Consider the following 10,929-nt stretch of genomic DNA (forward strand, 5'->3'; position numbering starts at 1 on the left):
TTTGCTGGAACGAACAAAGGCGGCCCGCGGGCCGCCTTTGTCGTTGGTGGAACGGACGATCAGAGCTCGATGCGCTCGCCCGGCCGCGTGGCCATGGCCTTCTGCACCACGTCGTGCGTCAGCGTCGAGGCGAAGGTCTCGATGAAGTCGTACACGTAGCTGCGCAGGAAGCTGCCGCGACGCACCGCGAGCTTCGTGAGGTTGATCGAGAACAGGTGGCCGGCGTCGATGGCGCGCAGGGAGCGGTCGCGCTCCTCGTCGAAGGCGATGGAGGCGACGATGCCCACGCCCAGGCCCAGCTCGACGTAGGTCTTGATGACGTCGGCGTCCATCGCGGTCAGCACGAGGTCGAGCGACAGGCCGGCGGCCTCGAAGGCCTCGTCGATGTGCATGCGGCCCGTGTAGCCGGCGTTGTACGTGATGATGGGGAACGACGCGAGGCGCTCGAGCGTGAGCGGCTGGCCGTCGAGCAGCGGGTGGTCGGGCGGCACGATCACGCTGTGCGTCCAGCGGTAGCAGGGCAGGGCGACCAGGTTGTCGAACTTGTTCAGCGCCTCGGTGGCGATGCCGATGTCGGCCTCGCCGGAGATGAGCATCTCGGCCACCTGCTCGGGCGAGCCCTGGTGCAGGTTCAGCGTGACGTTGGGGTAGCGCTGGCGGAAGTCGCGCACGGCGCCCGGCAGCGCGTAGCGTGCCTGCGAGTGCGTGGCGGCGATCGAGAGCCGCCCGTTGGCCTGCTTCGTGAACTCCTCGCCGGCGCGACGCAGGTTGTCGGCGTCGTTGAGCATGTTCTCGACGATGGGCACGATCAGCGTGCCCACCTCGGTGAGCGACGTGAGGCGCTTGCCCGCGCGCACGAACAGGTCGACGCCGAGCTCTTCCTCGAGCTCGCGGATCTGCCGGCTCACGCCGGGTTGCGAGGTGTGCAGCACCTTGGCGACTTCGGTGAGGTTGAAGCCGCAGCGGACCGCTTCACGGACCGAGCGCAGTTGTTGGAAGTTCATGGGTCGGGACCAGGCGATGAAAAACGGGCCGATTGCCGGCCCGGAAAAGAGCAGGAGCGGGGCGTACTTGGCGCCCCGTGATGGTTTACTTGTTGGGCTGGGGCGTGAGGCGCAGGTACGGCGTGACGGCCGTGTAGCCCTTCGGGAACTTCTGCTTGATGACCTCGGGGTCCTGGATCGACGGGACGATGACCACGTCGTCGCCGTCCTTCCAGTTGCCGGGCGTGGCGACGCTGTGCGAATCGGTGAGCTGCAGCGAGTCGATCACGCGCAGGATCTCGTCGAAGTTGCGGCCGGTGCTGGCCGGGTACGTGATGATCAGGCGCACCTTCTTGTTCGGGTCGATCACGAACAGCGAGCGCACGGTGGCCGTGGTGCTGGCGTTCGGGTGGATCAGGTCGTACAGCTCGGCGACCTTGCGGTCGGCGTCGGCCAGGATCGGGAAGCCCACGACGGTCTTCTGCGTGGTGTTGATGTCCTCGATCCACTTCACATGGGACTCGAGCGGGTCGACCGACAGCGCGATGGCCTTGACGTTGCGCTTTGCGAACTCGTCCTTGAGCTTGGCGGTCAGGCCCAGCTCGGTGGTGCACACCGGCGTGAAGTCTGCCGGGTGGGAGAACAGCACGCCCCAGCTGCTGCCGAGCCAGTCGTGGAAACGGATCTCGCCGGCGCTGGATTGCTGGGTGAAATCGGGGGCGGTGTCGCCGAGTCGCAGGCTGGCCATCAGAAGGTTCCTTTTTGCTGTTGGTTTCCGAACAGGTGCCAGTATCCCGATGAGGGCATGGTGAAGGAACAACTGAATGATGCTTTTCTTATGCGTTTTTCATACATGGACCCCCAAAGCAGAAGGAGGCCCGCAGGCCTCCTTCTGACTCGGCGCGGCGGGCCGGGTCAGGGCGTGGTGGCCCGCGCCGCGGGCGCGGCGGCCACCGCGTGGATCGCCGGCACGTCGACCTGCCCGACGCCGGGCTTCGCCGTGAGCCCGCCCGGGATCAGCGGCACGATCAGCAGCGCGACGATGTTGATGATCTTGATCAGCGGGTTGACCGCCGGGCCGGCCGTGTCCTTGTAGGGGTCGCCGACCGTGTCGCCGGTCACCGCGGCCTTGTGGGCCTCGGAGCCCTTGCCGCCGTGGTGGCCGTCCTCGATGTACTTCTTCGCGTTGTCCCAGGCGCCGCCGCCCGTGCACATCGAGATGGCGACGAAGAGGCCCGTGACGATGGTGCCCATCAGCAGCCCGCCCAACGCGGCGGGGCCGAGCAGCAGGCCCACGAGGATGGGCACGATGACCGGCAGCAGGCTCGGCACCACCATCTCCTTGATGGCCGCGCCGGTGAGCATGTCGACGGCGCGGCCGTACTCGGGCTTGCCGCTGCCGTCCATGATGCCCTTGATGTCGCGGAACTGGCGGCGCACCTCCTCGACCACGGCGCCGGCGGCGCGGCCCACGGCCTCCATCGCCATCGCACCGAACAGGTAGGGGATCAGGCCGCCGATGAAGAGGCCCACGATCACCATGGGCTCGGACAGGTCGAAGCGCACGACGAGGCCGCGGGCGGTGAGGGCGTGCGTGTAGTCGGCGAACAGCACGAGGGCGGCGAGGCCCGCCGAGCCGATGGCGTAGCCCTTGGTCACGGCCTTCGTGGTGTTGCCCACCGCGTCCAGCGGGTCGGTGATGTCGCGCACCGAGGCCGGCAGTTCGGCCATCTCGGCGATGCCGCCGGCGTTGTCGGTGATGGGGCCGTAGGCATCGAGGGCGACCACGATGCCCGCCATGCTCAGCATCGCGGTGGCGGCCACGGCGATGCCGTAGAGGCCGGCCAACTGGTACGACACGAGGATGGCGATGCAGACGAAGAGCACCGGCCACGCGGTGGAGCGCATCGACACGCCGAGGCCCGCGATGATGTTGGTGCCGTGTCCGGTGGTGGAGGCCTGCGCGATGTGCTGCACCGGCTTGTAGTTGGTGCCGGTGTAGAACTCGGTGATCCACACCATCGCGGCGGTCAGCACGAGGCCCACGGCGCAGGCGCCGAAGAGGCGCATCTGCGAGCCGGCGTCACCCAGCGCGCCATCGGGCATCACGGCCTTCGTGATGAACCAGAAGCCCACGAGCGAGATGACCCCGGCGACCGCCAGGCCCTTGTAGAGCGCGGGCATCACGTTCTTCATGCCGGGGCTCGCCTTCACCACGCTGCAGCCGATGATGGACGCGATGATCGAGAAGCCGCCGAGCGCCAGCGGGTACATCACGGCCTGCAGCGCCGCGGCCGGCACCACCAGCGCACCGAGGGCCATCGTGGCGATCAGCGTGACGGCGTAGGTCTCGAACAGGTCGGCGGCCATGCCGGCGCAGTCGCCCACGTTGTCGCCCACGTTGTCGGCGATCACGGCCGGGTTGCGCGGGTCGTCCTCGGGGATGCCGGCCTCGACCTTGCCCACGAGGTCGGCGCCCACGTCGGCACCCTTCGTGAAGATGCCGCCGCCCAGCCGCGCGAAGATGGAGATGAGCGACGCACCGAACGCGAAGCCCAGCAGCGGCTTGAGGCTGGACGCCAGCAACTCGGGCGCGACCGGTCCGCCGCGCGTGAGGAACAGGAAGAACAGCGTCACGCCGAGCAGGCCGAGTCCCACCACCAGCATGCCGGTGATGGCGCCGCCCTTGAACGCGACGGCCAGCGCGGGCGCGATGCCCTGCGTGGCCGCCTGCGCGGTGCGCACGTTGGCGCGCACCGAGACGTTCATGCCGATGAAGCCGCAGGCCCCGGAGAGCACCGCACCCAGCACGAAGCCGCCGGCGGTCACGAGGTCGAGGAAGACCCCGATCAGGATGGCGAGCACCACCCCACGAGCCCGATCGTCTTGTACTGCCGCGCCAGGTAGGCGGCGGCACCCTGCTGGATCGCGTTGGCGATCTCCTGCATTCGCGGGTTGCCGGGGTCCTGCTTCAGGATCCAGCCGCGCTGGAAGAAGCCGTAGAGGACGGCGATCGCTCCGCAGGCCAGCGCGAGGTACGCCAGCAGGTTCGGCGCCAGGGGTTGGGACATCGGGGACTCCTTCTTCGTCTGGGTGGACTAGTGAAACGGAACCGGAATGCCTTGCAGCCCCTGGTACCAGCACGGGGCGTGTTGCGGGGCATGCTACGGGATGCACGCCCGGAAGTCCTCATGGTGTTTTCCAGCGGTAAGGGCACTGTCAGGGAACGACCCGCCGGGGCGGATAAAATCCGGGTTTCCCCGCGCCTTACAACGAGACGACCACACCATGAGCCTGGACAAAGTGACCCCCGGGGCCAAAGCGCCCGACCAGTTCAACGTCATCATCGAGATCCCGATGAACGCCGACCCCGTCAAGTACGAGGTGGACAAGGAGAGCGGGGCCCTGTTCGTGGACCGCTTCATGAGCACCGCGATGCACTACCCGTGCAACTACGGCTACATCCCCCAGACGCTGTCGGATGACGGGGACCCGGTCGACGTGCTCGTGATCACGCCGTTCCCGCTGTTCCCGGGCGTCGTGGTGCCGTGCCGTCCCATCGGCATCCTGAAGATGGAAGACGAGGCCGGCGGCGACGCCAAGCTGCTCGCCGTGCCCATCGACAAGATCCTGCCGATCTACACGCACTGGCAGAAGCCGGAAGACATGAACCCGCTGCGCCTGAAGACGATCCAGCACTTCTTCGAGCACTACAAGGACCTGGAACCCGGCAAGTGGGTCAAGGTCACGGGCTGGGACGGCCCGGACGCCGCGAAGAAGGAAGTCAGCGACGGCATCGCGGCCTACGCGAAGTCGCAGAAGGCCTGACGCGCCGCGTCGACTTCCCGAAAAGCCGCGGCGTGCCGCGGCTTTTTTCATGGGCTAGCCGTTGTGCTCCCGCTGCCGGTACATCGCCTCGATGGCGGCGTGGCGGGTCCAGAACGCTTCGGGCTCGTGGCCCTGCAGCCGGTCCTGCAGGGTGTCGACGTGCGTGTGCCAGCCGCCGGTGACGCTGCGGCGCTCCTCGTCGTCGGCGAGCTTCGCGTGCGTGAGCACGAGGCGCACGAGGGTGCCCTGGGGAATCAGCTCGAAGCTCACCTCGGACGCCTGCGCCCCGAGCCCCCAGGTGAAACCGAGGCGCCGCGGCGGATCGAGCTGGGTGACCACGCCGCGCAGCACGTGGCCGTGTTCCATGCCCTTGTACCGCTCGGGAATCGGGGCGGTCTTCGCAGACAGGTCGGCGTGGCGGAACTGCAGCTCCACCGCGCCGCCGAGGCGCGTTTCCATCGGGCCGCCGGCCAGCCACAGCGCCCGCTTGTCGGGGTCGACGAGGAATTCCCACACCCGCTCGATGGGGCCGGGCAGCAGCCGCTCCATGCGCACGGCGTCGTTCCCGAACGGGTGCAGGCAGCCGTCGGACGGGTGCAGCTCGCGGTCGAGCGTGCCCATCATGAAGCGCCAGCCGGCCTCGGTCCGGTCGGCGTAGTCGGCCCATTCCGGGGCCAGTTCGTGGGCGAGGGTGAGGTCGCAGCCGGTGGCGTCGCCCGCCAGCGCCACGGTGACCCGCGAGGTGCTTTCGCCCGCGATGCCCCACGTGAACACGAGGCGGTTCGGCCGGTCGATCTCGAGGTATTCGCCGACGTGATCCACCCGTTGCCCGTGGCGATCGACCACGAACGAGAAGCGCCCGCCGACCTTCGGGTCGAGCGACAGCCGCACGACGCGCTCCTCGCGCACGGTGGGGCCGAACATCCAGCGGCCGATGAGCGCGGCGTCGAGCCAGCTGTCGAACACGCGCTCGGCGGGCACGTCGAAGTGGTGCGTGACGGTGAGGGGGGGCATGGGGCGGAGCATAGGGTGCGGGCTGCGACTGTCAAGAAGTGTCAAGACTGGAACCCGGGCCATCCGGAGGGCTCTACACTGGCCGTCCCTCGTCGGAGTGTTCTCTTGCCCATGCTGCATCGAATCCTGTCCGTCGCCGTCGGTCTCACCGCGGCCCTGTTCATCCAAACGAGTTCTGCCCAGGGCCTGCCGGCCGGGGTCAGCCAGGTCCGGACGGTGGAGGGCATCACCGAGTACCGTCTCGCCAACGGCCTGCAGGTGCTGCTGGTGCCCGACGACTCCAAGCCCACCACCACGGTCAACATGACGTACCACGTGGGCTCGCGCCAGGAGAACTATGGCGAAACGGGCATGGCCCACCTGCTGGAGCACCTGCTGTTCAAGGGCTCGAAGAAACACCCCACCGTGTGGGCCGAGTTCACGAAGCGGGGTCTGGCCGCCAACGGCAGCACCTGGTTCGACCGCACCAACTACTTCGCGAGCTTCGCCAGCAACGAGGACAACCTGCGCTGGTACCTCGGCTGGCAGGCCGACGCCATGGTCAACAGCTTCATCGCGCGCAAGGACCTCGACACCGAGATGACCGTGGTGCGCAACGAGATGGAGATGGGCGAGAACAACCCGCAGCGCATCCTCTTCGAGAAGACGCTCGCCACGATGTACCAGTGGCACAACTACGGCAAGAACACCATCGGCGCGCGGGCCGACGTCGAGAACGTCGACATCCCGCGCCTGCAGGCCTTCTACCGCACGTACTACCAGCCCGACAACGCGACGCTGATCGTCTCCGGCAAGTTCGATCCCGAGAAGGTGCTGCGCTGGATCGCCGCCGACTTCCGCGCCATCCCGAAGCCCACGCGCAAGCTGCCCGTGCAATACACGCTCGACCCGGTGCAGGACGGCGAACGCAGCGTCACGCTGCGCCGCGTGGGCGGCGTGCCGCTGATCTTCGCGGGCTACCACGTGCCGCCGGGCCCGAGCCCCGACTTCGCCGCCGTCGAGCTGCTCAACCTCGTGATGGGCGACACCCCGTCGGGCCGCCTGCACAAGCGCCTGACCGAGAAGCAGCTGGCCGCCGCCACCTATGCGTTCGCGGAGGGCCTGGCCGAGCCCGGCTTCACGCTGTTCGGCGCGCAACTCGCGCCGGGGCAGGACGTCGACAAGGCGCGGGCCGCGATGCTCGAGACGCTGGAGTCGGTGGCCTCCGAACCCGTCACCGACGAGGAGTTCAAGCGTGCCCAGGCCAAGTGGCTCAACGACTGGGACCAGGCCTTCACGAACCCCGAGAAGGTGGGTGTGTCGCTCAGCGAAAGCGTGGCCCAGGGCGACTGGCGCCTGTTCTTCCTGCAGCGTGACCAGGTCAAGGCACTGAAGCGCGAGGACGTGCAGCGCGTGGCCACCGAGCGGCTCGTGACGAGCAACCGTACGCTGGGCCTGTACCTGCCCACCGAAAAGCCGGTGCGCGCGCCGGCCCCGGCGAAGGTGGACGTGGCGGCCGAGCTGAAGACGTTCAAGCCGCAGCAGGCCGCCAAGGCCGTCGAATCGTTCGATGCCACGCCGGCCAACATCGACCGCCGCACCGAACGTTTCGAGGTCGGGAACCTCAAGGTGGCCGTGCTGCCGAAGGGGTCGCGCGGCAATGCGGTGCGCGCCGTGATGACGCTGCACTTCGGCGACGAGAAGACGCTGGCCGGCACCAACGACCTGCCGTCGTTCGTGGCCGAACTGCTCGACAAGGGCACGGCCACCTTGAGCCGCCAGCAGGTGCAGGACCGCCTGGACGCCCTCAAGACCGAACTCTCGGTGAGCGGCTCGGGCGGTGCGGTGAGCATCGGCCTGCAGACGCGCCGCGAGCACCTCGCCGAGGCGGTGGCGCTGGTGGCCGACCTGCTGCGCCACCCGGCGTTCCCGGAGGACGCGCTCGACGAGCTCAAGCGCCAGTCGCTCGCCTCCATCGAGCAGAACCGGCGCGAGCCGGGGGCGCTGGCCTCCAACACCATCGCCCGCCACGGCAACCCGTACCCGCGCGGCGACGTGCGCTACGCCCGCACGTTCGACGAGATGGTGCAGGACATCCAGGGCATCACGAACGAGAAGGTGAAGGCCTTCCACCAGCGCTTCTACGGCCTGCAGCGCGCCGAGTTCGGCGCCGCCGGCGACATCGACGTCCCCGCGCTGAAGGCCGCGCTGCAGGCCGGCTTCGGCGACTGGCGCGGCGGCGAGCCGTACACCCGCGTACCGGACCCCATCGTGCCCATCAAGCCCGAACGCTTCATGGTGGCCACGCCCGACAAGCAGAACGCCAACTTCCTCGCCCGCCTCGAGGTGCCGCTGACCGACATGGACGCCGACTACCCGGCGTTGTCGATGGCGAACTACCTGCTGGGCGGCGGCGGCAACTCGCGGCTGTGGAAACGCATCCGCGAGACCGAGGGCCTGTCGTACGACGTGCGCACCGGCGTCAGCTGGAACACGCAGGAGCCCAACTCGGCGTGGACGGCCTCGGCCATCTTCGCGCCGGGGAACCAGCCGAAGGTCGAAGTTGCGTTCAACGACGAACTGGCGAAGGCGCTGAAGGACGGCTTCACGGCGCAGGAGCTGTCGGAAGGCAAGAACGGCCTGCTGTCGTTCCGCCGCCTGTCGCGCGCGCAGGACGGTGTGCTCGCGTCCACGCTCGCGAGCAACCTGCACCTGGGCCGCACGTTCGAGGTGTCGGCCAAGGTGGACGACGCGCTGTCGAAGCTGACGCTGCAGCAGGTCAACGACGCGCTGCGCCGGTACGTGAAGCCCGACGATCTGGTGAAAGTCTTCGCGGGCGACTTCAAGAAGAAGCCGTAAACGCCCCCTCCGATCCACGACGCCACGCTCGCCCGAACAGGGTGGCGTGGCGTTTTTCGTTCGGCACCGATCCGGTTTCCGCCTCCCCGAGGCGAGGGCGGCGTCCCTCGGTGTCCCGTCGATGACAAGCCCACACTTGCCGTCGAAGTTTGCCCCGGCGAGGCCGCTGTAGATAATAATCATTCCTATTAAGCGGCCACCTCCTTGGATGGCTGCACACGATAGGGAGCGGTGCGGACATGCTGGTCGATTCGAACGAACTGACACTGGTCGACGTATTCATTGCCCATCGGCCCCAGCTCCGCGCCATCGCCCGCAAGATCGTGGGCACCGCGGACCTGGCGGACGAGGTGACACAGGACGCCTACCTGCGGGTGGTCGAGGGCGTGCCCACGCGGCGCATCCTGCAGCCGCTCTACTACTGCTGCCAGGTGGTGCGCAACATCGCCATCGACCACCTGCGGCGCGTGTCGCTCGAAACCCGCGTGCGCGTGTTCACCGACGACGGCGACGTGCCGGAGGTGCCCGTGTCGTGCACCTCCGAGCAGCGCCTCGACGACCGCCGCCTGATCGCCGCGATCGACCAGGCGCTCGCGGGCCTGCCGGCGCGCACGCGCCAGGCGTTCGAACTCTTCCGCCTCGGCGACGTCACCCAGCGCGAGATCGGCGCGCGCCTCGGGTGCTCGGCCACGCTCGTGAACTTCATGGTGAAGGACGCGCAGAAGGCGCTCGAAGGCCTGAAGTCGCGGCGCGATCTGTTCGACTGACCGAGCGCGTGTGCGCATGACGGCGCGTGCGGCTTGACATCGTTCTGCTCCTGGGCGATCTTCCACGCGGAGGGAGTCAGGGCCGCAGAGCCTTCACCACGGGCAGCAGTCAGGGCATCACCCTTCATGGGCATTTCGAGCGCATCGTCACAGGACCCGGTCTGGGACATGGCCTGGACCTGGATCCAGCGGCAGCACGCCACCCCGACCCTCGACGACCAGGCGGCGCGTGAACTCGCGCAGTGGCTCGATGCCGATCCGCGCCACCGCGCGGCCTACGACCAGGCGAGCCGGCTCTGGTTCGTCGCGGGCTTCGTGCCGCCCGCGAACCCCATCGACATCCCCGACGCGCCCTGACCGGGCCCTTCGCGCACGCGTTCGGCACGCGACTCGCACGCGGCCCTAAACGAACGCACGGCTGACTCGTCATACACGGCAGACGCGCCACTGCGCCGCAGCTCGCGGCGGGTGGTTCCCCGATCCGCTCTGCACGAGGATGCCGCATGTCCACCAGCTGTTTCGACCGCGACGACGAGACCTTCATTGCGCTCGTCAATCAAGAAGACCAGTACTCCCTGTGGCCCCACTGGAAGGCCGTCCCCGCGGGCTGGACCGCGGTCGATGGCGTGAAGGGCGACAAGAAGACGGTGCTCGCCCACATCGAGTCGGCCTGGACCGACATGCGGCCGCGTTCGCTGCGCGACTGGATGGCCGCGCAGGATCCGCAGGCCCGCACGCCGAACGCGGGCTGAGGGCATGCCGGCGCCCGTCGCCCTCCTGTGCGTGCCGTGTGCCGGCGCGAGCGCGATGATGTACGCGCGCTGGCGGCCCCGCATGCCGTCCTGGCTCCAGGTCGTGCCCGTCGAGTTGCCGGGACGGGGCGCCCGCCTCGCCGAAGCCTTCGTCGAGGACTTCGACACCCTCGCCGACCAGCTGTGCCACGAGCAGGCCGCCGCGATGACGGGACGGTTCGCATTGTTCGGCCACAGCATGGGCGCGCTGCTGTGCCACGGCATCGCGCAGCGCCTGCAGGCGCAGGGGCGTCCGCAGCCGCTCGCGGTGGTCGTGTCGGGCAGCCCGGCGCCGTCGCGCCGGGACCCGATGAACTTCGCACGCAAGGGTGACGACGCGGGCCTCGTCGCGGACCTGCGCCGGCAGGGCGGCACACCCGAGGCCGTCTTCCAGAGCCCCGAACTGATGCGCATGACCCTCGATGCGCTTGGCGCCGACTACCGCGTGTGCGAGAGCTTCCGGCCCTTCGGTGCGGCGGGCCTGAAGGTGCCGTTGCACGTCTTCGCCGGACGTGGCGACGACATCGCACCCGACCGCATCGAGGCGTGGCGGGCCGAGGCACCGGCCCTCGCCACGTTCGACTGGTTCGACGGCGGCCACTTCTTCATCCGACAGCAGGAGGCCGGCGTGCTGGCCGCCCTGACGGGGCGGCTCTCCGGCCAGCGCACCGCCTCCACCGACACCGCCTCCATTCCCGCCTGAACCCG

The 10,929-nt window shown here is 68.7% G+C and carries 9 protein-coding genes and 1 pseudogene; 6 read left to right on the forward strand and 4 right to left on the reverse strand.

The features are described from left to right. Positions 1-59: 59 nt before the first annotated feature. From A4W93_RS10660 to A4W93_RS10670, 3 genes and pseudogenes are all read right to left on the reverse strand, one after another. A complete protein-coding gene (locus A4W93_RS10660; RefSeq protein ID WP_085750589.1) occupies positions 60-1,004 on the reverse strand; it encodes a CysB family HTH-type transcriptional regulator in 945 nt (314 codons plus the stop codon). Between the two features lie 85 nt (positions 1,005-1,089). Then, on the reverse strand, positions 1,090-1,731 hold the full coding sequence (locus tag A4W93_RS10665; protein WP_085750590.1) for a peroxiredoxin: 642 nt from the start codon (positions 1,729-1,731) through the stop codon (positions 1,090-1,092). Positions 1,732-1,898: 167 nt separating this feature from the next. Beyond that, positions 1,899-4,054 (reverse strand): annotated as a pseudogene (locus tag A4W93_RS10670) (sodium-translocating pyrophosphatase). Positions 4,055-4,271: 217 nt separating this feature from the next. On the opposite strand from A4W93_RS10670, the gene ppa reads away from it, so the two are divergent. Continuing rightward, entirely contained in the window at positions 4,272-4,811 is a 540-nt protein-coding gene (ppa, locus tag A4W93_RS10675) for an inorganic diphosphatase (RefSeq protein ID WP_085750591.1), read from the forward strand. A 54-nt stretch (positions 4,812-4,865) separates the two neighbouring features. On the opposite strand, the gene A4W93_RS30270 is transcribed toward ppa, so the two are convergent. Further along, a complete protein-coding gene (locus A4W93_RS30270) occupies positions 4,866-5,825 on the reverse strand; it encodes an SRPBCC domain-containing protein (RefSeq protein WP_218919192.1) in 960 nt (319 codons plus the stop codon). A gap of 111 nt (positions 5,826-5,936) precedes the next feature. Between A4W93_RS30270 and A4W93_RS10685 the strand changes: the two genes are divergently transcribed. The 5 genes from A4W93_RS10685 (at position 5,937) to A4W93_RS10705 (ending at position 10,924) form a co-directional block, all read left to right on the forward strand. Then, positions 5,937-8,663 carry a M16 family metallopeptidase gene (locus A4W93_RS10685; RefSeq protein ID WP_085750592.1) on the forward strand — a complete coding sequence of 909 codons (2,727 nt, stop codon included), beginning with the start codon at positions 5,937-5,939 and terminating at the stop codon, positions 8,661-8,663. 239 nt (positions 8,664-8,902) lie between these two features. Beyond that, positions 8,903-9,430, forward strand: a complete 528-nt coding sequence (locus tag A4W93_RS10690; RefSeq protein WP_085750593.1) for a sigma-70 family RNA polymerase sigma factor — start codon at positions 8,903-8,905, stop codon at positions 9,428-9,430. A gap of 168 nt (positions 9,431-9,598) precedes the next feature. Next, positions 9,599-9,787 (forward strand): FecR/PupR family sigma factor regulator, encoded by a 189-nt coding sequence (locus A4W93_RS10695; RefSeq protein WP_237357755.1) that lies wholly within the window; start codon positions 9,599-9,601, stop codon positions 9,785-9,787. Positions 9,788-9,933: 146 nt separating this feature from the next. Further along, on the forward strand, positions 9,934-10,182 hold the full coding sequence (locus A4W93_RS10700; RefSeq protein WP_085750595.1) for an MbtH family protein: 249 nt from the start codon (positions 9,934-9,936) through the stop codon (positions 10,180-10,182). Between the two features lie 4 nt (positions 10,183-10,186). Beyond that, positions 10,187-10,924: a thioesterase II family protein gene (locus A4W93_RS10705; RefSeq protein WP_085750596.1), complete on the forward strand. Its 738-nt coding sequence runs from the start codon at positions 10,187-10,189 to the stop codon at positions 10,922-10,924. Positions 10,925-10,929 lie beyond the last annotated feature (5 nt).

Source organism: Piscinibacter gummiphilus, assembly GCF_002116905.1.
Taxonomy (GTDB): Bacteria; Pseudomonadota; Gammaproteobacteria; order Burkholderiales; family Burkholderiaceae_C; genus Rhizobacter; species Rhizobacter gummiphilus.

Excerpts from the sequence above, each read along its gene's own strand:
- A4W93_RS10660 (WP_085750589.1), bottom strand. The coding sequence starts at position 1,004 with ATGAACTTCCAACAACTGCGCTCGGTCCGTGAAGCGGTCCGCTGCGGC.
- A4W93_RS10665 (WP_085750590.1), bottom strand. The coding sequence starts at position 1,731 with ATGGCCAGCCTGCGACTCGGCGACACCGCCCCCGATTTCACCCAGCAA.
- ppa (WP_085750591.1), top strand. The coding sequence starts at position 4,272 with ATGAGCCTGGACAAAGTGACCCCCGGGGCCAAAGCGCCCGACCAGTTC.
- A4W93_RS30270 (WP_218919192.1), bottom strand. The coding sequence starts at position 5,825 with ATGCCCCCCCTCACCGTCACGCACCACTTCGACGTGCCCGCCGAGCGC.
- A4W93_RS10685 (WP_085750592.1), top strand. The coding sequence starts at position 5,937 with ATGCTGCATCGAATCCTGTCCGTCGCCGTCGGTCTCACCGCGGCCCTG.
- A4W93_RS10690 (WP_085750593.1), top strand. The coding sequence starts at position 8,903 with ATGCTGGTCGATTCGAACGAACTGACACTGGTCGACGTATTCATTGCC.
- A4W93_RS10695 (WP_237357755.1), top strand. The coding sequence starts at position 9,599 with ATGGCCTGGACCTGGATCCAGCGGCAGCACGCCACCCCGACCCTCGAC.
- A4W93_RS10700 (WP_085750595.1), top strand. The coding sequence starts at position 9,934 with ATGTCCACCAGCTGTTTCGACCGCGACGACGAGACCTTCATTGCGCTC.
- A4W93_RS10705 (WP_085750596.1), top strand. The coding sequence starts at position 10,187 with ATGCCGGCGCCCGTCGCCCTCCTGTGCGTGCCGTGTGCCGGCGCGAGC.